Origin of the sequence: Pseudoalteromonas rubra, assembly GCF_000238295.3 — a bacterium.
Lineage (GTDB): Bacteria > Pseudomonadota > Gammaproteobacteria > Enterobacterales > Alteromonadaceae > Pseudoalteromonas > Pseudoalteromonas rubra.
In genome coordinates this window covers 232752-255473 of record NZ_AHCD03000027.1, presented here as the reverse complement: position 1 = coordinate 255473, position 22722 = coordinate 232752, and the positions used below count along the sequence as shown (strand labels likewise).

The 22722-nt window shown below is 48.2% G+C and carries 18 protein-coding genes; 11 read left to right on the top strand and 7 right to left on the bottom strand.

The window, feature by feature from the left end; all coding sequences use genetic code 11:
• The first annotated feature begins 365 nt into the window (after positions 1-365).
• A complete protein-coding gene (locus tag PRUB_RS05505) occupies positions 366-3749 on the top strand; it encodes a leucine-rich repeat domain-containing protein (protein WP_010384185.1) in 3384 nt (1127 codons plus the stop codon).
• A 603-nt stretch (positions 3750-4352) separates the two neighbouring features.
• Entirely contained in the window at positions 4353-6161 is a 1809-nt protein-coding gene (locus PRUB_RS05500; protein ID WP_010384184.1) for a cytochrome c peroxidase, read from the top strand.
• 153 nt (positions 6162-6314) lie between these two features.
• Here the strand turns inward: PRUB_RS05500 and PRUB_RS05495 are convergent, their stop codons facing one another.
• Positions 6315-6971 (bottom strand): hypothetical protein, encoded by a 657-nt coding sequence (locus PRUB_RS05495; protein ID WP_010384182.1) that lies wholly within the window; start codon positions 6969-6971, stop codon positions 6315-6317.
• A gap of 226 nt (positions 6972-7197) precedes the next feature.
• Positions 7198-7767 carry a hypothetical protein gene (locus PRUB_RS05490; protein ID WP_010384181.1) on the bottom strand — a complete coding sequence of 190 codons (570 nt, stop codon included), beginning with the start codon at positions 7765-7767 and terminating at the stop codon, positions 7198-7200.
• A 265-nt stretch (positions 7768-8032) separates the two neighbouring features.
• Between PRUB_RS05490 and PRUB_RS05485 the strand changes: the two genes are divergently transcribed.
• From PRUB_RS05485 to ykgO, 5 genes are all read left to right on the top strand, one after another.
• Positions 8033-8263: a helix-turn-helix domain-containing protein gene (locus PRUB_RS05485; protein WP_010384180.1), complete on the top strand. Its 231-nt coding sequence runs from the start codon at positions 8033-8035 to the stop codon at positions 8261-8263.
• A gap of 122 nt (positions 8264-8385) precedes the next feature.
• On the top strand, positions 8386-9729 hold the full coding sequence (locus PRUB_RS05480; protein WP_010384179.1) for a DEAD/DEAH box helicase: 1344 nt from the start codon (positions 8386-8388) through the stop codon (positions 9727-9729).
• A 553-nt stretch (positions 9730-10282) separates the two neighbouring features.
• The gene (dbpA, locus tag PRUB_RS05475) at positions 10283-11713 is read left to right on the top strand and encodes an ATP-dependent RNA helicase DbpA (RefSeq protein ID WP_422623846.1); all 1431 of its coding nucleotides are present in this window, start codon (positions 10283-10285) and stop codon (positions 11711-11713) included.
• 163 nt (positions 11714-11876) lie between these two features.
• Entirely contained in the window at positions 11877-12134 is a 258-nt protein-coding gene (locus PRUB_RS05470; protein ID WP_010384175.1) for a type B 50S ribosomal protein L31, read from the top strand.
• Positions 12135-12139: 5 nt separating this feature from the next.
• Complete coding sequence (gene ykgO, locus PRUB_RS05465; RefSeq protein ID WP_010384174.1) at positions 12140-12283, top strand: type B 50S ribosomal protein L36; 144 nt, start codon at positions 12140-12142, stop codon at positions 12281-12283.
• Between the two features lie 149 nt (positions 12284-12432).
• Here ykgO and PRUB_RS05460 read toward each other — a convergent pair whose 3' ends face one another.
• A complete protein-coding gene (locus PRUB_RS05460) occupies positions 12433-13410 on the bottom strand; it encodes a hypothetical protein (RefSeq protein WP_010384173.1) in 978 nt (325 codons plus the stop codon).
• Positions 13411-13716: 306 nt separating this feature from the next.
• Here PRUB_RS05460 and PRUB_RS05455 point away from each other — a divergent pair, with 306 nt between their 5' ends.
• A complete protein-coding gene (locus PRUB_RS05455) occupies positions 13717-14121 on the top strand; it encodes an ExbD/TolR family protein (protein ID WP_010384172.1) in 405 nt (134 codons plus the stop codon).
• A 35-nt stretch (positions 14122-14156) separates the two neighbouring features.
• Here PRUB_RS05455 and PRUB_RS05450 read toward each other — a convergent pair whose 3' ends face one another.
• On the bottom strand, positions 14157-14915 hold the full coding sequence (locus PRUB_RS05450) for a substrate-binding periplasmic protein (RefSeq protein ID WP_081694366.1): 759 nt from the start codon (positions 14913-14915) through the stop codon (positions 14157-14159).
• 102 nt (positions 14916-15017) lie between these two features.
• A complete protein-coding gene (locus PRUB_RS05445; RefSeq protein WP_010384169.1) occupies positions 15018-15404 on the bottom strand; it encodes a hypothetical protein in 387 nt (128 codons plus the stop codon).
• A 225-nt stretch (positions 15405-15629) separates the two neighbouring features.
• On the opposite strand from PRUB_RS05445, the gene PRUB_RS05440 reads away from it, so the two are divergent.
• Positions 15630-16472, top strand: coding sequence for a spondin domain-containing protein (locus PRUB_RS05440; RefSeq protein WP_021032903.1), 843 nt, complete (start codon positions 15630-15632; stop codon positions 16470-16472).
• Positions 16473-16699: 227 nt separating this feature from the next.
• The gene (locus tag PRUB_RS05435; protein ID WP_010384167.1) at positions 16700-17914 is read left to right on the top strand and encodes a serine hydrolase domain-containing protein; all 1215 of its coding nucleotides are present in this window, start codon (positions 16700-16702) and stop codon (positions 17912-17914) included.
• Positions 17915-17970: 56 nt separating this feature from the next.
• Here PRUB_RS05435 and PRUB_RS05430 read toward each other — a convergent pair whose 3' ends face one another.
• Entirely contained in the window at positions 17971-19056 is a 1086-nt protein-coding gene (locus PRUB_RS05430) for a linear amide C-N hydrolase (protein WP_010384166.1), read from the bottom strand.
• A 217-nt stretch (positions 19057-19273) separates the two neighbouring features.
• Between PRUB_RS05430 and PRUB_RS05425 the strand changes: the two genes are divergently transcribed.
• On the top strand, positions 19274-21757 hold the full coding sequence (locus PRUB_RS05425; RefSeq protein ID WP_010384164.1) for a family 20 glycosylhydrolase: 2484 nt from the start codon (positions 19274-19276) through the stop codon (positions 21755-21757).
• Here the strand turns inward: PRUB_RS05425 and PRUB_RS05420 are convergent.
• Positions 21754-22692, bottom strand: a complete 939-nt coding sequence (locus tag PRUB_RS05420) for a LysR family transcriptional regulator (RefSeq protein ID WP_010384163.1) — start codon at positions 22690-22692, stop codon at positions 21754-21756. The genes PRUB_RS05425 and PRUB_RS05420 overlap by 4 nt on opposite strands.
• Positions 22693-22722 lie beyond the last annotated feature (30 nt).

Sequence of the window (22722 nt, the reverse complement as noted above, 5' to 3'; positions counted from 1 at the left end):
CCATAAACGCAAGCAATGAGCATCTGCCAATAGACTCTGAATGACTCAGCGACCGCGAGGCCTGTCCAGTTACGGCCTCATTAAACAAGCACCCAAATATACAGAGCAATTCTGCACACCGTACGTTTACTTTTTGCGTTATGCTGCGTCATAGCTGTGCGGATTAAAGCAACTCCCCAAACCAATGCGCAACATCAAAACACCTAAGATTAACAATGAATCTATTAATAACTTCATAGTTTTCTACATTTACTATATAGTTTTTTCAGGTACACGCTTACAATAGGCAAAAAACACTGCTAACCCAGTGCCTTTCGGGCCACTGTGAAACAGCAATCTAACCACAAAGCCTTTGGAGTACCCAAGTGACACACAAACCCATTTTCCCTGCAGCAGTCCTGCTCTCTCTTTTATTGAGTGGCTGTGGCGGTGGCAGTGATAACACGAGTGATACAAGTCAATCTACTTCGGTCGAAACCTTTTCCCTGAACACCAATATTAGCGGCTCTGGTAGCGCTACGCCAGCAACGCGAGACGTGCCCAAGGGAGGCACAGTTCATTTAGCGTTAGAACCAGACGAAGGTTATTACACGGACTCTGTTACCGGGTGTGGCGGTACACTCAATGGTGACCTGTATGTCATTGAAAACATGCAGGCGGCCTGTACTGTTAATATTGAATTTAAGCCTCGTGTTGCGATCAGTGAGCTTGAACTCGACCCCACACTTGCACAATGTTTGGGCGAAAATAACACCTATCAGTATGCCGACGAAGTCATTTTCTTATACTGTGATCAACCTATCAGTAACGCTGACACCATCAAGCACTTTAGAAAGCTCGAGTATTTAGACCTGCATAATCAAAACTTAGCAAGTCTGGACATCTCAGAAAACCTGGCGCTAAGCTCATTGATCATTTCAAGCCCACAGCTTTCGGCGCTTGATGTATCAAACAACACAAAACTCCACTCCCTGAGCGTGTATGACAGCCAAGTCCAGTCATTGGATGTATCTAAAAACACAGACCTGAACGACCTTAGACTAGGCAGTGTACAACTTAAAGCTCTGGATATCACACAGAACAAGCAACTCACTAACCTATCGGTAGATGCTGCTCAGTTAGCAGCGCTGGATGTGTCCAACAACCACGACCTGGTCTCTCTACGAATAAGCAGTCAGGCGCTATCCAATCTCGATCTCAGCACTAACCCAAACCTTGAAGGGCTGAGTCTTGAAAATACGGCAATAGCAGCCCTGGATCTATCGCACAATTCAGCACTCACTCGTTTATATCTTTTAGAAGCCCCGCTGAGCAGCCTGAGCTTAGCAAATCTGCCGCAGTTGAACAGTCTGGAAATATATGGCAGCCAGCTTACCAATCTGGACCTGACTAACGCGACACAATTGGAATATTTGGCGATATCCGGAAATCAACTTACCAAGGTTGATCTCAGCAAGAATAGCGCCCTGACAACGGTCAATCTATCCAGTAATGCCTTAACCACGATTGACCTGTCCAACAACCCTGTCCTGACCAATTTAAATCTGGCATACAATACGCTCACCGCTCTGGACTTGTCTGGGTTGCCTAACCTGACTGAACTCGATGTACAAAACAACCAACTGAGTATATTGGATATCTCGCACAACCCCTTGCTAAGCGCACTTCACTTATCGAACAACCAGCTAACGCAACTGAACTTCCCAGTGAATTCGACACTCACTGAACTGGCAGTTTCTGGTGACGATTTGACCGAACTGGATTTTTCAAACTTCAAAGCACTTACAAAGCTATCTGCTTCAGGCTCCCAGCTGAAAACAATTACACTAAACCAAAACACAGACCTGGAAGAACTCACGGTATTCGCAAATAGTTTGCAACAGTTAGATGTTTCCAACAATACCAGACTCACCAGACTACAAATCGAAAGTAATGCACTCGATACACTGGACATAAGCGAAAACACGTCACTGCAAACACTGCAAATATATGACTCGCAACTCACTGCACTGGATACTTCTAAGAATACTTCGCTGACGGAGTTGTATGTCTTGGCGTGGGGTATGCAAAACCTAATTACTCGTAATAACCCATTACTTGAGAAGTTGACAATTAAAAGTGATCAGATCACCACGCTCGACCTATCCAACAACACACAGCTAGAACAGCTGACAGTGTATGCCACACAGCTAACTCAGCTGGATGTTTCTGCTACTCCCGACTTAAAAGGGCTCAGAGTAAACAGTGCTTATCTGGACGACCTGGCATTCTCTCACTTAAAGCAACTTGAACATCTGGAGCTAGGCTCTATGCCTGTGAGCACATTAGATTTATCCGCTCACCCTAAGCTCATTGAACTCGACCTTCAAAGTTTACCCCTTAACAGTCTTGATCTGTCTAAAGCTCCTCAACTTGAGCTTCTGACTATCTTGTGGTCACCACTTACCAGCCTGGATCTTTCGCACAATGCCAAACTGACGTACCTCTCAGTCAATAACAATGCACTGGAAACATTGGATATCTCCAATAACACAGCGTTAACTAACCTATCGGTAAGCGGCAATACTCTTGAGCACATCGACTTATCTCACAATACACAACTAGAGTTTGTGAATTTGTCTTATAATCAACTTACACAATTGGACATTGCCAGCAACGAGGCTCTGTTTTACCTGGATGCCGATAGCAACCAACTGACTTCAATGCATATTACAGACCTGCCCGCGTTAGAAGTCTTGTATCTGAGCGACAATGCACTAGACACATTACACATCACTGATACGCCTTCTCTGTATTACCTGTATGCCGATCACAACCTATTGACGTCATCGCATATTGCGGATCAATCCGCGTTAGAAGCGGTATATCTGAGCTACAACGCATTAGACACATTGAAGTTCACTAATACGCCTTCTCTGACCCATCTCTATGCCAATGATAACTCACTCAGTTCAGTTGACCTATCAGGCATCGGCGCGCTCAAAACACTGAAGCTTGCTCGCAACCAATTGACGGAGCTGGAGCTATCAGCTACCTCAATACTGGACACTTTAGATGCCAGTTCGAATCAACTCACTAATCTGGACCTGAGCAACAACCCTGCGCTTACTTCCCTGAATGTGGAAGACAATCAACTGGCCTCTTTGACTTTGAGCAGCCAGGATTCTCTCACTGAATTAAGGGCAACAAACAACCAGCTGACAGAACTCAACCTATCGTCCAGCCCGTCTCTCGTTACCCTGGAAGCAGACAACAACCTGTTGACGCGCCTGGATACCACCGCAAACACGAAACTCTCGTCAATTAATGCAAACTTCAACCAGTTGACCCAGCTTGACCTCGCATCCAGCTCAGCTTTGGCGAACCTGTCTGTCTATGGTAACCAGCTAAGTATGTTAGATGTATCTGGTCAAACTGAGCTTGTCTATGTTGATGCAAGAAGTAACAATATCGCTCAGCTAAACATCAAAAATAGTGCCGCATTGCAGTACTTACTGGCAGAGAGCAACCAGCTAACTGCGCTAGATACATCGGATAATAGTGCGCTGATAGAGCTAAACCTGGTCGATAATCAGATCACATCACTCGATGTAACCAATAACAGCCAGCTAAACTATCTCTTTTTGCATTACAACGCTTTGTCACACATAGACGTCAGTGCAATTGATCAACTGTACCACTTGACACTCGACTCAGGTGTAACTTGTACGGGCGACATGTGTTCAGCAGCCTATTATTACTATTACTAATCTGCTCAGCAGTGACTGGCACACAATGTGTGCCAGTTACTTAACTAACAAATAGCCAACCAGCAACCGCAGTCCATTGCACACAGCGTGTCGCTTAACTTCATCCACAACTATTCCGCAGATAAGCAAATTAAACGTATGATTGCGCTCAATCTGTCGGGCTAAAAATCGCTACCGGGCGAGCTAGTCAATCAGAAAGCACCACTTTTTGTTACTTAACCTGGCCCTACGTGCCATCACTAAAGAGTGATTCCCCCCCTTCTGATCCGTCTGGTTGTATTATTCAGCTGTTATTCCAAATGGATGGAGCTAGTTACCTGATCTCATTACCATTTATGGCTTGTAATACAGCACCCGATTTGGAATAAATGCTCTAGTAAAAATTGACAAAAAGCAGAAAAAAGGATGGTTAAAAATAAAAAATCTACACATTTCTTCCTTATTTCATTCCTACACTAATGTTGGAATGGCAATTTTTTATTCCACACAATAATGACCTTTCTGACCGAATGTGAGGAAGGCGATACACACTCTCAATTACGTTATTTGCACAGCCATACCAGAGCGCTACCCAAGCAGGTTTGGCTGTTAAGGAACCTATCCATGAAATCAAGACAATTTTGGCGATGGTTACTGCCCTTGTGCTTATGCTCTGCACTGGCCCAGGCGGATACCAACACACTGCCCACGCCACAGCAGTTAACTGCAAAAGTGCACAGTAGTAATCAGGTTGCACTGAGCTGGCAGGCCCCCGAAGACACCAGCAATATTAAAGGCTACCGTATTTATCGTGATGGCAAGCGTATTGCCCGTACCACACTGACTTTTTATCAGGATAACAGTGCAATGGCAGGCACTGAATACAGCTATTTTGTTCAGGCTTTTGCCAAAGGCAAAGACAAAAACAAGCTCATCAGTGATCCGTCAAATACCGAGACGGTCACCACCCTGTCGACCGACAGCAATGATGGCATGCGTAACGGCTCAGTGATCAATATTGGCATTGCTCGTCTGGTCGATTTGTGTGGCACCAATGATCTCAATGCCGTCCCCGATGACCAGCTTGACACCTGTATGGACAAAGTCATTGCGCACTATGAGTTGCAGCAGGGACTGGAAGATATGCAGGCATATGTTGCACGCTATCGTCGCCAGGAAGATCCGCAATTAATTGCCCTGGGCAAACGGCTGTTTTTCAGTAAAGCCTTGAGTCAGGACTACGATACCTCCTGTGCTTCATGCCATCACCCGGCGCAAGGCTGTGGCAGTGATGGTTTATCCTTATCCATTGGCGTCAATGCCGAAAACCCGGATGTGATGGGACTGGGACGTACCGATGGTAGTACGATCCCTTCTGTTGGACGCAGTTCACCTCAAATCTGTAACACCGCCTTATGGGTCAACAGCATGTTCTGGGACCAACGCGTTAAATTACGCCAGAGCAACCGGGAAAGCGAAGTCGGCCTGGTATCAACCGCACCGATTATGACACCTGAAGATGAGGTGACCCGACTGATGAACAGTCAGGTTGCAAATACCGATCCCTTGCGTCTGCTGATGGCACAAGCACATTTCCCGGTGACAGCCGCTGCTGAAATGGGCGACCCAGGCAGTTTTGAATCGCCGCAAGTCTACCGTGAATTTATCGCCTCTCGTTTATCCGATGAATGGAAAAGCCACTTTTCAGCAGCCTATGGTGATGAACAGGTAAACTTTTTGCGCATCGCCAGAGCCCTTGCCGCCTATCAGGCATCATTCCTGTTTATCGACAACCCGTTCTTCAACTATATAGAGGGCGATCTGGCCGGCCTGAATAATACCGAGAAACGCGGTGCCTTATTGTTTTACACCTCCGCAGGCTGCGCAAACTGCCATGATGGCGTGATGTTTACACCCGAAAAAACCCGCGGACCACTGTACCCGCAAATTGGCCCGAACGCCGTGGCAGATGGCAATGCTAAAAACCAGTTCCGTATGCCCAGTCTGTTGAACGTCGGGATCACAGCCCCTTATGGTGACAAAGGTGTCTTCCAGACACTGGAACGCGTTATTGAGCACTATAATGATGTAACTGGCTCTCTGGAAAGTTTCTATCACAATGTAGAAACCTGTCAGCTACCTCAATTTCAACATCTGACGACAGAACAATGCCGCCAGATTGTAGGCGGTGGCGAGGACTTTGTGCTGACACTGAATGCTCAGAATCGGGCCACCTCCGATCGCGGCGACGAAGCAATCATCAAACACTTCACCAGTGATGAAATTCATTATCTGGCGACTTTCCTGCGCTCACTGACCGATCCTAATGCGATGGCTGGCAGCAATGCCATAGAAGTCCTTATTCCACCTCGGGATGGAGGACCTGATGGCCATCAATTTGATGCCATAGATAAAAACGGCAATTCACTTTAACCTCCCAACCAAAAGGGCTGCACATCGCAGCCCTTTTTTAATACCAATTTCGCCTAAGACCTGTTCAATTTGAGAAGCAAAAATGACGCTAACAGCGTTAAAAATTTCTCATTTAGAACAATATAAAATCACATTAACCCGTCCTGCTAAGCCCTACATATAACTCTCGGCATCATAGAAAAGCGGCTTCAGCGTCCCGCAATTTATAAACTTGTAAGTTAACTCACCTTCGCTGGGCACCCGCTTGGAGGTACGGAACTTTTGCAGACAAGCGCCAGTTAAATCAACGAAAATCAGATGATTGAAACTGGGCTTTTGCTGGATCTTATGCACATATATCCGCTCCGTTTTATTGATTTCTATGACGTCATATTCATGCCATTGTGAAGCAGGTTCCAGTTTACTGAGCTTGCGGGCAAACAGTTTATCACTCAATACCAGTTGTCGCTCGGGATACACCAAACGACCCCCACGAGCATAATGACCCTCGTATACATCGGCCATAATCGTCACTTCTTCGCCGCGCTCAAGTCGCTGTAAATTAAACGGCTCTGGCTTAATGGTGATGAGTTTTGAGTCACGAACCAGGCTCAGAAAAGCCACATCCGGATTTTCCAAACGATATACCACATGTATGTCGCTGGGTAAGCTGTATGATGGAAAGTTCGTAGCGTAAATACGGGAGCCTCTGTTCATCAAAGCCATCCCATGCTCCCCCTTATATGCAGGGTTAAGCGGCGGGGCTTGTTTTTCATCGGCTAAGGCCATGGCAGTAAAAAATAACGTCGCTAATAACAGAATCACGTGCATTGTCAGTGTCCTTGTGGTGTTTTCACTCAGTATAGCAAGCAATCACAAACACACTCGGGACGGAACCGCCATAATCCCTCTGTAGCCTGGAATATTTACACATTGCACAAGGCAACCTGTGTACAAATCCAGTTCCAATCACCCGTTCAAGCAAAGCAACACACAAAAAAGCCGCTCAGACTCAGTCTGAACGGCCCATTATCAACGTTGCCAAAAAGTGTATCGGTTATGGCTTAACCGGGATAAGGTTAAAGTTCTCTAGTCGGCCTTCCAGGTTGCGGTGCGCTTCAATCTCAGCAAAGAACGCCTGGCCATTGCGTGTCGCAGGCTTAACGACTGAGTAAAATACAAAGTTCAGACCTGCAACAACCTGTTGCTGTGCAGCCAGGATGTCATAATGTACGCCAACCAGCGACTCTATCTGCTCTGCAGCCGCTTGCTCAGCCTCAGTGAAATCATCACGCAGTGCAACACCGTCGAATGAACCAATAGGTGGCACAAGTACAGGGCGGCTTAATACGCGCTCTGCTGTTTCTGTGTACTTGTCATCCAACGCGTGGATCACGATAACTTCAAGTTTGTTTACTTTTGCCACATCCGGTGCAACAACCGGCTCAACCAAACAATAAAACGCATAGTTAGTGCCATTCACCAATTGCGACTGACCAGCCAATGGGGTGATTTTAACACCGTCACGCTGATTGATGTGCTCAAACGCATTGATAAAGTCTTTGCTGAAATCTTTCGCCAGTACAACTGCACCATAGGCGCCCAGGTTATGAACTGTTTGAGACATAATAGTTTCCTTATTATTTCCAGTAATCCCGCACCATGCGGGGCTTATTCAACTGGCCCTCAGTGTAGATGCGAATGAACCGCTTTGTGGTATCAGTTCAGTATCAGTTTGGTATCAGTTACCCAACCTTGAAACCTAAGCCATTAGGGTGAAAAAAAGCTGACAGCCTGTAGCATAATCTGAACACCTGAAGTGTTAATGGTATGTGGTAAAAGGCGCCAATGGCTGCTAGCCTTTGATCCCAAATTCAGTCAGGAGCACCTCAATGGACGGCAGAGTGAAACTCAATTGTCATCGGCTCAAGGAACTTAGAAAAAGCCTGGGCCTGAGTCAGGAAAAATTGGCCTGTGCTTGCCAGGATCAGGCTCTGTGTGTGTCTATAGCCACACTGAAACGTGCCGAATGTGGCAGCCGCGTCTATTACCGCACCGCTGGTGACCTGGCGCGCTTTTATCAAATCCCGGTTGCAGAGTTGCTCAGTGAGCAATCCAGTTAACCCTCTGCAAGCCCACAGTCGCCTGCAATAACGGCCTCGGCAAACAACAAAGGGTGACAAAAATTGCTATGTTGGGGTAAATCTTGTACTCTTCCGGCCCGCATTCTTCAGAGTACACTATCATGAGCTTCAGCAGTCTCGGCTTATCTCCAGAAATCAATCAAGCCGTAGCCGATCAGGGCTACTCAACGCCAACCCCCATTCAGGAGCAAGCGATCCCCGCTATCCTGCAAGGGCGAGACATCATGGCGGCAGCCCAAACCGGCACAGGTAAAACCGCAGGCTTTACCCTGCCAATGCTGGAACTACTCAGTAAAAAACCAAAGGTCCAGGCCAATCAGGTCAGAGCGTTAATCCTGACACCCACACGCGAGCTGGCCGATCAGGTCTGGCAAAGTGTTGAGCTGTACAGCAAACATCTGACCTTATCTTGTCAGGTTGTCTATGGCGGGGTCAAAATCAACCCACAAATGATGAAGTTGCGCAAAGGCGCCGACGTGCTGGTTGCAACGCCTGGCCGACTGCTCGATTTGTACCAGCAAAACGCTGTGAAATTTGATCAACTGGAGATGTTTGTACTCGACGAAGCTGACAGAATGCTGGATATGGGGTTTATTCATGATATCAAACGTCTGATCAAACTACTGCCACAGCGTCGCCAGAACCTGCTGTTTTCAGCCACCTTTTCGGATGAGATCCGCAATCTGGCAAAAGGCCTGATCCAGGATCCGGTTGAGATATCCGTGGCACCGGCAAACAGCACCGCCAAAAGCGTGACCCAGTGGGTTTACCCCGTTGATAAAAGTCGCCGAACGGCACTGCTCAAACACCTGCTAACGACCCATGACTGGCAACAGGTACTGGTCTTTACGCGCACCAAACATGGGGCCAATCGCCTGGTACGGGATCTGGAGAAAAGCAAAATTAACGCGGCGGCCATTCATGGTAACAAGAGCCAGAGTGCACGTATGAAAGCACTGGCGGGCTTTAAGAGTGGTGAGTTGCGTGTGCTGGTGGCCACCGACATCGTCGCGCGAGGCCTGGATATCCAGGAGCTGCCACACGTTGTCAACTTTGACTTGCCAAATGTGTACGAAGATTACGTGCATCGAATTGGTCGTACTGGCCGTGCTGGCGCGACGGGCGAAGCCGTTTCCTTTGTCAGCGAAGACGTCGCCAGTGACTTGTTTGGCATTGAGAGACTGATCCAACAACTGATCCCACGGGTTGTTGAACCGGGCTTCGAGCCACAAAACCCGGTACCTGAGTCGAAGTTGGACACGCGCCCCATTAAACCCAAAAAACCTAAAAAGCCCAAGAAGCCGAAAACCGACAAGGCTCAGCAAGGAGGGCAAAACGGCCAGGCCAACAAACCAAAAAGCAATCAAAAGCCGCACTCAGGAAATGACAAACAAGGCGCGCCAAAACGTCGCAGAAGACGCCTGGCTCCTCGCAAAGCACAATAAAAGTAAGACACTGTGGGCTGGTAATGTTACACAGCCGCCCACAACTTGTTTCATTTCGCTAACCCGACCCTACAAGTTGACAACCCCCTTTGCTTGCTATACGTTGAAATTCCCTTTTTGGGGGAAATTGAGTATCAAATATGTATACAAAACCAAAGGACTAACCATGAAACTGAAGATACAAAAAACCAAACTAAAAAACCTGTCTAAAGACAAAAACACCCTCGATGCAAAACGAACAGCCCAAGTTGCAGGTGGCTGGTTTGAACCAGAAACAGACAACTGTCAAAGTGACCCTTACTTTTGCCAATCGAAAGGACATTGCACTGCTTTAGGCTGCCCTACGTATCAATGCCCCACCAGACAAGGCGGTCCTATGTGCGGGTAGTGTGAGAACTAATATCACCAATAATACCTAGTAACAGCGGGGCCCTTGGCGTGTGGCAGGGCCTCTTCTTACACTTTATAAGCGTATCAAGTACATATACCGTTCCTGCCGAGTGGCAACAGATACCCAACTAAAAAACACCTTGAGACGCCGTATCGTGATAAAATGAGTTTTTATCCAGATATGAAGTGTGCCATGACCAGCAGCCCCAATTCGACCCCTTTTTCTGATACTCAGCTATCTAGTGCTTTACTTGAGAATCTCAGCTCACTTGGCTACCACACCATGACCGACATCCAGGCACAGACACTGCCACAGATCCTGGCCGGTAAAGACGTCATCGGCCAGGGAAAAACCGGCTCGGGAAAAACGGCAGCATTTGCCCTTGGCCTGCTACATAACCTCAAAGTTAAGCGCTTTCGGGTGCAGGCTCTGGTTGTTTGTCCCACCCGGGAGCTGGCAGATCAGGTCGCCGTGGAGATCCGTAAACTGGCACGTGCTATTCATAATATTAAAGTGCTGACCTTGTGCGGCGGCGCCCCGATGGGACCGCAAATAGGCTCTCTGGAGCACGGTGCGCACATTGTGGTTGGCACACCCGGACGTATTGAAGAGCATTTACGCAAAGGTCGCCTGAATTTAGATGAGGTCAATACCTTTGTGCTGGATGAAGCCGACCGCATGCTGGAAATGGGCTTTGAAGAAGCCCTGGATTGTATCGTGTCGCACTGCCCACAACAGCGCCAGAATTTGTTGTTTAGTGCCACTTACCCGGCGAAAATCGAACAGCTGGTAGGCCACATTATGCGTGACCCGGTCAAGGTTGAAGTCGTCGCACAACACGATCATAGTACCATAGAGCAGCATTTCTATGAGGTGGCCGACAACAACGAGCGTGACACTACGCTGCATAAATTGTTAAGACAATTTCAACCCAAGGCTGCAGTGGTGTTTTGTAATACCAAAGCCCAGTGTCAGGACATCAGCGAGCTGCTTCAAAGCTATGGTTTTGACTGCGCGGCCCTGCATGGCGACCTGGATCAGAAAGACCGGGATAAAACCCTGGTACGCTTTGCTAACCGCAGCTTAACTGTGCTCGTTGCGACCGATGTTGCAGCTCGAGGCATAGATGTGGATCATGTCGACATGGTAATTAACTACCACATTGCCCACGACCCTGAGGTCCATGTACATCGCATTGGCCGTACAGGTCGCGCCGGAAAAACCGGGGTAGCCTGCTCGCTGATGAGCTACAAAGAATCCCACAAAGTGAATATGCTGGAGGACTACCTCGACTTGCGTATTGAACCCACTGCACTGCCGGGCGAGCAGGTACTCTCAGCTCAGATTAATCGCGCGCCTATGATCACGATACAAATTGATGGCGGCAAAAAAGCCAAGTTACGCCCGGGCGACATTCTTGGGGCACTGACTGCCAACCAGGCCCTACAAGGCGATCAAATCGGTAAAATCAAAGTCACCGCCATGTCCTCCTATGTTGCGGTGAAGCGCAAATACGCCAATCAGGCAGTCAAAATGATCAGTGAAGGGAAAATGAAAGGCCGTAATTTCCGTGCCCGTAAGCTCACTCGCTAACGATCCTAGTTCTTTTAAGTGGTGGCGGCTTATCCATTAAAGCCGCCACACGCACTCTCATTTGGCCCAACCGCAAAGACACGATTGCGAATTATTTTCATTTACTGTTTTCATTACAGTTTTGTTATGATATAACACACGCACTGAATGATTGGAGAAGAAAATGAAGCCAGATATCCACCCTGATTACCACTTAGTTGCCTTTCACGATACCTCGGTAGACAAGTATTTCATTGTTGGTTCTACTATCAAAACCGACCGCACAGTAGAAGTAGATGGAGTGACTTATCCCTATGTGCCTATCGATGTGTCGAGCGAGTCTCACCCTTTCTACACAGGTAAACAAAAGCTGGTTGCCAGCGATGGCCGTGTTGCACAGTTTAACCGCCGCTTTAAGAATCTGGCTGGTAAAAAAGGATAATCACCATGAAAGTACTCAGCTCGCTAAAAAGTGCCAAGTCTCGTCCAGGCTGTCAGGTAGTTAAGCGTCGTGGTCGTGTGTATGTGATCTGCAAAGATAACCCGCGCTTTAAAGCAGTACAGGGCAAGAAGAAAAAACGTAAAGGATAGGCTTAGCGTTTTATCGCCGGCAACACAACGCTGTGTTGCCGGCGATTAAATATTTCACAGAAAAGTCAGATAAAAAAGACCGGCTCTCATTATTCCAACAGGCCTTGTTTTAAACAATATTAAATTCCTGCATTATCAGAATAATCTAATTACCAATGCGTTGGTGGCAAAGGACATGTAGTCGACAAACAGCGCCACTGCGGCTGATATTTATCCTCAACGGTCAATATAACTTTATTAGAAATATTAAGCTGCACAGTCCCTTCATGCCATATCTCCGGGTTATTATATAAATCCAACTCCTCGCCACTGACCGATAGTTCAATAAACTTACCAGACAAGCTAGATACAGCTTGCTTGATATATTTACCTAAGTCTTTGTATGGGACACCGGTATCTACTCCACTGAGAATAAGCGTGCCGTCCTCAAGGTAATCATCCAGCGCGAAAATCTTACGGTTGTATTTATTAATATTAGAATTTATCGAATTATTAATGTAGTGCTTCAGTTGGTTTTCTAAATCATCTTCCAGCTTGTTTGTGACCCAGGAATTAAACAGTGGGATAAAGTCAAAAAATGAGTCTACATCAACACTGACACGGATCGAATCACGAATACTCTGGCTGAACCTTGGGGTCAGTTGACCATTGTAGGGATCATAATCGGCATCAACAAAGATGGTGCCTGAGGTAATTTCAACCGTTGCTTTGGCAAATATAGATTTACTCGCTTTTGCCTTTGCATACACCTTAAAGCCACCAATCTGAGCTGAAAACGTCCCGTTAGAGTTGCCAACCACCTTTACTTTCATAGGACCATTGATATTAAAGGTAAACTGGTCCAAACTTGCTTTCCCTCGGAGCTCATTCGCAATCGCCGCTCTCATTTGTCCACGTAACTGATCTTTCATACGCGCATACTTGCGCCCATATTCACTCAATGACTCCATAGAGTCTAAACCGCGTTTCGTATCCTGCACCATATATTGTCTGTTACCATCCTGATATACCGCACTACGCTTAGTAATAAAACTAAACTCAGGATGCATATACTGAGTCCAGTGCCCATACGCAAAAGCGCAGGGGATATTCAATAAGAAAAGAGCTAAAGCAATAAATCTGTACATATTAAAAACCTCCTAGTAACGAAAAAAGACACTCATTTTTAACACAAAAAATACACATGTAAAGAAAAATCAATTTGCTAGTCACAAAAGTTACAAGTAATTAGACGTTGGTTCCATGAAGAGATTTAGAACGACTCATAGCAAAAGAAGGGAGGCTGATATAAAAACGAAGAAAGCAATATCAGAAAAGAATTAATACTCGCCAAAACTGGCATGTAAAAGTTTGTAAACATTAACGGTACATTAAATCAAAACTAACAACCGGGGTCTACGCTGAAAGAGAAACAACAAAAAGGACCTGTAATTATGGTAAAAACTGCACATCAACGTACTCCTTCTGACGTCACCGTAGACATGAACCCGATGCTGGATATCGTATTTATTCTGCTGATTTTCTTTATTGTCACCGCCAGTTTTGTCAGAGAAAGTGCTCTGCCACTCAACCGGACGGAGCAAGCGGTCACCTCTGTGGTACCAAACCTGACGCCAGTATTTTCAATCGATGCTAAGAATCAGATCTACCTGAACAATCGGCAAATCGACCTCGACAGTGTCAGTATTAACATTGCCCGCCTCGGCGCAAAAGGGGATATCACCAGCATCAGTTTGCGAGCACACCCTGACAGCCAGCATGCTACGCTGGTTGCTGTACTCGATGCCATCAAAGACCAAACCAGTGCGCCAGTCTCTTTAGGCGAAACACTGAAATAAACTCAACGGAGGCCCGGCAGACATGTCGGGTCAACTCACTGTTTTGCGACCTGCACATACTTAAACCACTTTTGCTGTATGCCTGCCAGCTTGCCGTTACTACTGATCGCAGCAAAGCCATCCCGATAGCGGGCCACCAGGTTGGGATCAGAGTCAATATTGAAGGCAATACTGAGATTGGTATTAAGCTCTGTCAGCTCTGCAACTTTGTTTAGGGTGCTGAAATCCATACCCGCCTTGTTCGCTCGCTGCCAGATGGTTTCTTCGGTGCCAACCACCAAGTCCAGGCGATCTTTTTCCAGCATTTGTAGTAATTGCTCTTCATAACTGAGCGGTTTGAGATTTGAAAACTGTTGTTTTGCGAGGTATTGAGCGACATTAGAGCCCCGCAGTACTGCCACCCGATGCTGTTTAAGCAACATCAGAGCGTCTGATTGCACGGGAAAGCGACGTTTCAGGCCCCATAAATAAATTGGATCTGTCTGCACTTCCCCTATCCAGTGAAACAATGGACTACGTGCCTGAGTATGAACAATGGAGTAAATGAGCACATTTTCAGTCGTAACCGCTATCTGGTAGGCCCGCGCCCAGGGCATGACAGTAATGTCTGGCACATCACCCACCTGCTGGCACAAAGCATGCAGGACCTCGGTCATGAAACCGCCTAACGAGCCATCTTCATTTTTGATTTGATAAGGGTACAGGTACTCAGTGACCACCTGAACGGTTGCGCCGCTGGCTGGTTGCCCGGCGCTGAGACACAACGCCAGACACATGAAAAACATCCACTTCATAACGCCCCCGGTACAACAATGACCTTACTGTTAGTCTAGGGGCTCAGATTATTATTGCAAATTACGCACCATTAAATACCAGATGTGCTCATGTGGCCTGGGTTACTGCACCTTCTTCCAGATTTCCCGCTCCACAAACTTGCCATTTTCGTACAGCTCATGGTGCCACAAATCGCCTTCCACTTTGTAACTGAAGGCCATGGTCCTGCCCAGCAAAGAGGTGACGTTGCCGTACTCATAGGTCTCAATAAACCTGTCTCCCTTCAGCACATAAGTACCACCGCCAGCGTATTTGAACTTTCCCTGGCTCTGGGTGATATAGCTATGATGCGTAGGCGTGATTAACTTCACCGAGGTTAATTCCGGGGCTTTGGCGGAGACAATGCCCTCTTCCGTGGCATAGTGCCCTTCAACAAACTCCCAGCTACCCAGTAATGGATTAGCCAATGCCGAGCCGCTCAGCAGCGCCGTTAAGATCAGAGATTTCATACTAGTTCCTTGAATAACATAATGTACTTATGAGTTTTACATACCTGAGCCGGAAAAACAGTTGAGGATCTCTCAAGGCGGTACACGCAGCATATGGCCTGCCTACAGCATCAAGCGCCCAGATGCACCAGGCTTAAAATGCACATTTTTTACTCACCCCATGAAATAGACCAGACGGTGTTCAGGTCTTGTTATCAGACCCTGACTCACACACACGAGGCTGATATGAGCACAGCAAACACATCTCTATGCGCCCTAATTCTGTTCACCCTGACTGCATGCGGTGGAGGCGGCGGCGGTGACACAACCCAAACCAACGTCAGCAATAATACGAGCACTGAAACAAGTACAGATACATCAAACGATACAACCACCAATACGTCAGACAATAATGCAGGGAATTCAGGCGACAACACGAGCACAGATACAAGTACAGACACCACTGACACTGTGCAAGCCGAAGATACGGTAACGTATCAGCTTACCTTTACCAGAACCTGGGAAGCCGACAACTTTCCGACCAACTTCCCGGGGAATTCACACTTCTCCCCCCTCGTCGGCCTGACACACAATGCTGACGGCTTCATCTTTAAGCCCGACACCTCGGCGTCAGCAGGCATGGTAAGCATGGCTGAAACCGGTTCCAAATTTCAGCTTAAAGAGGAAATTAGCGCTATCCAGAATGCCGGGAATTCCAACTACCTGATTGACGAGTCGGGCGTTTCGGGCAGTGCCAAAAGCGTGACCTTTACGTTTGAAGCGAGTCAGGCGTTTTCGTTGCTCAGTGTGGTGTCTATGGTTGCCCCCAGTCCCGACTGGTTTATCGGCCTGGAAAGTTTGCCCTTGTTTACAGACAACCAATGGCTTGAAAGCCAAACGATCCAGCTGAAGGTCTACGATGCCGGCAGCGACAGTGGCACACGTTTTGGGTCAGCCAATCAGGCTACCAACCCTGCCGACCCCATAATGCTACTGACTAGTGACCCCGCGGACAGCGATTTTTCTGCCGGTGTGCACAGTGACTCAGGCGCCTATATTGGCATGATCGAAATAAAACTCATGCAATAATATCACCCCTGTGTTTTTCTCAGACGGGCAAGTTGTGATCTTGAAAAGCTGCCCGTTCCACGCCTCCCACAGTAAAAGTAAGTTTATTTTTCATTTGGTTAACTAAAAACCGAGTTCTTATTTTCTCACCTTCCTTGTTTGTCCTTATCGATCAGGACACCTTTTTGCGAATGCGTTGTTATAACCGGGCTAAAACAACAAATGGCAACGCACTAAGGGGCAATATTATGAAACTCTCCTCTTTTATACTCTGTACCACCTGTCTGGCACTTACTGGGTGTGGCAGTGATAACACCGTAACTCACACCTCACAACCTAAATCAGCAGCAATGCCCGTGTCGCTGAGCGAAACAAAGGAAACCATCCGCTTTGATATTAATACCGACTATCAAAGCTTACTTGATCAGGTCGTCGCGGCCGGGTTAACGGGCGTATCTGTCTATATTGCCACACCCGGCTGGTCTGCAACCTATACCAGCGGCCTGGCCAATCAGGACACTCAGGCCGCGCTTAACCCACAACATCTGTTCCGCATTGCCAGTAATACCAAGAGCTTTGTTGCTACACTCACCCATCTGATGGCTGCACAGGGGCAAATTGACCTGGATAGCAGTATCAACGCCTATCTGCCAGGCGACATTACTGCCCGACTCCCCAATACCAGCACTATCACAGTGCGCCACTTACTGCGACACACCAGTGGCCTGAAGGATTATCTGAGCGTGCCGCAGTTCTGGCATAAGACAAAAGCAGAGCCCGACCACGAATGGCAAGTGACTGAAATGCTGAGTTATGTTTACGATGAACCCGCACAGTTTGAGGTCGATAGCCGCTTTGACTACTCCAACACAAACTACCTGCTACTCGGGATCATACTGGATGACTTGCTGGGCTATGATCTGGCGATTGCAATCCGGCAACAGATACTCGAACCACTGGGCATGACTGAAACCTATTACTATCAGCGGGAACCTCTGGGCGCAGAGCTGGTTCACGGCTATGAACTGGAGGAAGGTACATTAAAAAGTTATCGACACATTAAACTGGGGTATCGGGCGGCAGATGGGGGTATGGTCAGTACACCCAAAGATCTCAGCCGGTTTTTCAGCGCCTTTGGCAAAACCCTGGCTCCGTTTACGGCTGCGATTAAAGCGCAAATGCTCAACAACCTGAGTACCATGGATGCAACCCGGGAGTATGGGGCCGGCATTGTGCGCAAAACAGAGCACAGTACTTTTGCGTCGTTATCAGGCAAAGTGGCCTACATGCATGGCGGCTACAATAACGGTTATATATCCAGAAGCTATTATTACCCACAAGAAGACGTGAGCGTCAGTGTGTTCTACAACCGCGTATTTGACCGCCACACAGAGCAGGACAAACATAAGATGGTCGAGAACTTTCGTGAAGCATTGCGCGCCAAAGTCTTCGCAGAACTATAAACACGCTAGCAGCCGGTGCTCAAACCGGCTGCTCCCTCACGCCTGACAGAGCCAGATTAGCAGATGACCTCAAGGGACACATCGCTGTGGCGCTCCAGATTCAGGTAAGGATCAATTGCCGCAGTCATGAGCGCGTTAATCTTGCCATCATAATGATGGTTTTCAACCGCCCCACTTTTTGACATTGTGATCAGATCCAGTTTTTGTACCGGCGCTTCGAAGTCGGCATTCGCTAGGTCAAACCAGACAACATTCAGCGTCCGGGCATTACTGAAATAGTAAGCCGGTTCACTGTGACTGGCATAAGTGGACCACAGCGTATTAGAGATATTTGGACTGTCACTGACCGTAAAGTTGTAACCCAGCGGTACAGACGTATTTGCAGCCACCGTTCTGGCCTGAGCCAGTGCGTCATCGATATGCGTAGGCGCGTCCATATGGTGCAGATAAAACGTTGCACGTTCAAATCGATCTGTTGAAAAAGCGCCCCCCGGGATGGTGTGGCTTGGGTTGCTGTTTTCCGCGGACCATTGCCAAGCCCAGTAATCATTGATTTTTAACTGCTTATCAAAGCTCGGCTCATTGGTCATTACCTGATAAGCGCTGCTTTCATAACAAACAAACTCCCCGTCTACCACTTCAATGATGGCTGAATTGCCAGTGACATCTGACACAGACAGGTGTAATTGCGCCGGTTTACCATCGCTGTTGGGGACCGCAGCGCCCACCAGCAAGATATCCTGTTTGCGAAACGTCTTCACAACGTCTTTTACAAAAACAAAGTTATCCAGCACATACTGTACCCACCGCAATACACTCAGTTGCTTTTTATGCGCACTGAAGGATACCTGACCATAGCTGGCACCAGAGTCATACAGCACATTCGCCACTAACCCCATTGAGTTCAGGCCATCTGACGCGGCCCAGCCACTGCGATCATCCCCAACCATGGCTACGATGCTGCTATACGCCGAGCACCATTTGAGCGCCTCATCCATACAGCCATCCGCTCCCGCCAGGCCGGTTTTACTCAGCCCCTTATCAAACGCAAAAAAGCTGGTTGGGAGTGGATACATCCAATCCATATTACGGGCCGTCGCCAGATAGTCACGCTGGCTATTATTAAATACTCGGGTACACATCTCACACCTCATTGTGTGCCATGGCTATCGTTTGATAGCAGGCTCTGTAGTTCTTTTCGCAGATACTAATCTGAGTTCACTCGTAAAAACATTACGCAGGATTACAGCCTGGATCTGAGCATTTACCCGCCAGATTGAAAATCTCTCATTTGCACTGTTCCCATAAACACGATTTTATAGACCTCTTTTTGATCGGTATTTCAGGGAAATGATCGCTATGATAGTTCGATTCAAGACTTTGCTGTGTGGTGTGATGTTAAGCATGCTGATGCTATCTGCCGACATCGCCAGGGCGAAGGACCAGGCAGCCATTTTGATGCCTGCGCCCACTTCACTGGTACAGTCAGGACAATCGCTTACGATAGATCGTCCGCTGGTGTTGTCGCTCACCGGTCTGTCTTCGCAGCGCAGTGCCTTTGTAAAAACTTACTATCAACAGCAGTTCTCTGATTTTGGTTATCAGGTTACGTCTGTCACCTCTAGATCAGCACTCCCCATTAGTGTCACTGTGCAAACTCCGCAAACCGGTACCAGTCAATATCCCCAGCTCAACCAGAATGAAGACTATCAATTGCGTATCAACCACACAGGTATTGATATCAGTGCCGTCTCTGATTTTGGCGCGCTGCAGGCACTGGCAACCCTCAGCCAGTTACTCTATTTTGCCCGTGACAGCCGTGAACTGGCCCTGTTGCAAATAGGCGACAGCCCCCGTTTTCCCTGGCGTGGACTGCTGCTCGACAGCGTCCGCCATTTTCTTTCTATTCCGGCGATTGAACGGCAGCTTCGCGGCATGGCTGCCGCCAAGTTGAATATATTTCACTGGCACCTGACAGATGATCAGGGCTGGCGATATGCCTCAACAGCTTATCCAAAATTGCATCAACTCGCGTCCGATGGTCAGTACTATACGCAGGCCGAAATCAAGCACATCGTAGAGTACGCCAGCAACCTTGGGATCCGTGTGGTGCCAGAGTTTGATGTCCCCGGTCACGCCTCCGCCATTGCGGTTGCCTACCCTGAACTGATGACACAGGTGAAGCCCTATCAAATGGAAGATGGCTGGGGCGTATTTGAGCCTTTATTGGATCCCAGCAAGCCTGAGGTATACGTCTTCATTGATGCAATCGTTGCAGAGCTGGCTGAACTCTTCCCGGACCCCTACATACATATTGGTGGCGATGAAGTACACCCAAAGCAGTGGCAAGAAAGCAAGCGGGTCCAGGCATATATGCGCACACATAAACTCAACACCTCCGCCGACCTGCAAGCGCATTTCAACACCAAAGTGCAGGCTATCTTACGCAGGCATAACAAAAAAATGATGGGCTGGGACGAAATATTTCACCCCGCACTGGACCAGGATGTGATGATCCAGTCCTGGCGTGGCAAAGCGAGCCTGAGCCAGATTGCCGCACAGGGGTATCCGGCGCTGTTATCCGCCGGATTTTACATCGATCAGCCTCAGCCAACTGCTTACCACTATCGCAATGAGCCGTTTGATACCGATCTGCACACAGCACATCCGCTCAACGACAACGAAGCCATTCAGGCCTGGGACTTCATAATGCCCAGGCTCAAAGGCAGTGCCGTACGTGGCAAACTGGTGCTGGTGTCCTCTCAGCAAACACTGAGTCATGTATACCTGCAGCTCAATGATCGTCCCTTTAAACAAGCCCGTCTGGATAGCCACCTAATTCCGCCCGGAGCGGGTTTATCACGACTCAACGCCACCATCGACAGCTGGATGGGCCCAACTCGTGCGGAGCTCACACTGAACCCGGGAGCAGGTTTAGCGGGCCGGATACTGATTGGCAATGCTGTCTATCCGGTAACGGGGAAATTAGATACACAGTTTACCCGGGCAGACTTTACCAACATGCCTTTCCAAAGTGCGATGAGCGCGCAAGCACAAGGTAATATTCTGGGTGGAGAAGCAACCCTCTGGAGTGAACTGGTTACCGAGCACAACCTGGATGTGCGCAGCTGGCCACGTCTATTTGCCATCGCAGAGCGCCTGTGGTCTGCACGTCGGTACTCCGACCCCGAAAACATGTACCACAGGTTGTTGCCCATCTCTGACTTTGCCGATGCCATCGGCCTGCATCATCAAAAGCAGTTCAGACAAGGACTTAAAAGGCTACTGGCAAAACACGATAGTCCGCACAACCTGGCTTTGCTGATGCGCTTTGCGGAGCAGCTTGAACCAGCCAGCTACTACACACGTCATCATATTAAGTATCAGCAAGGCTTGTATCACCAAAACGCACCATTAACACACTTAGTCGACTTTCTGCCGGTAGAAAGCCCGGCTCTGATCCGGCTCTATCAACAACTAACCCAATTCAGACAGGGCGACAGCAACGCATTGCAACACATCACCGAGACGCTAATAGCCTGGCAAGCAGACTATCGACTGCTTGCGCCTTTGCTCAGCAGCGCACCAGCTCTGAAGGCGCTCACCAAATTGCTGGAACAGGCCAGCGACATCAATAAAATTAGTCTCTCAGTGCTACGCAGTTGTAAAGCTGGTACGTCAATATCAGCCACCAGGGTTGAGCAATTTTCGACGCAATTGCGGGACATTCAAAGTCAGGCCTCGGAGATTGTCGTCGCGGCCGGGTTGTTCAGCGAGCATTTATTGGCAGCTTGCCAGGGCCCCGTCCGAGCTGAAATAGCAACGATTGATAGCCTTCATTAAGGCTCTATCAGATCATCTGGTGCAGTTAATACAGTCTGCACCAGCGCTCTGAGCCAGGTATTTTTTTCATCACCCGTTCGCTTACTCAACCACAACATTGCAATATCAAAATCCGGCACACGCAGCGGCGGCTCAAAGTATGTCAGCCCGGCATCCTCACACGCTAATTGAGCCATTTTTAGCGGTACAATGGCCACCAAGCGTCGCTGGCTGAGCAAGCGCTGTATGGTCAGGAAGTTGCGACTGGCGACCGTCACCCGGCGTGTCAGACCCGCCCTGGCAAGCAACTGATCGACCTGAGTTGTTAAACGGCCATCCGGACTCACGAGGGCATGCTCCGTCTGTGCAAAAGTAGTCATGCACATGGGCAGCTCTGTGGTAAATACAGCCGGATCCACCAGACAAACGTGACGCTCGGTGTACAGAACCTGACTGCTAAATGCCTGATCTGGTTCAGTGATACTGCCAATAACCAGATCCAGTTTTTCCTGTTCGGTCAGTGTCATGTAGTTACTACGATTCACGTTTACAAAACTGACTTGTGCATGAGGCGCGGTGGTGCGAATATGGTCGTATATCAAAGGCGCAAAATTCAGCTCAGCATAATCCGTCAGACCAATGCGACATACGCCTTCATACTGATCCGGAACAAAGTGTTTTTTGTGCAGCAAGCCATCTGACACCGTATCCAGCAGCTGCTCAATTAAAGGCGCTATCTGATGCGCATACTCTGTCGGCTCCATGGTATGCCCTTTACGCTCAAACAACTCGTCATCCAGAAGACGTCTAAGCCGTGCCAAAGCATGGCTCATCGCTGACTGGCTGACACAGCCCTGTTCAGCCGCCATACTGACGCTGCGGCAGCGGTATAAATAAGCGAAGGCAACCAGTAAGTTTAAATCTACCTGCCGCCATGGCACATCACTAAAGCGCATAACCCAATCCCATATTATTCATAGTCGCAA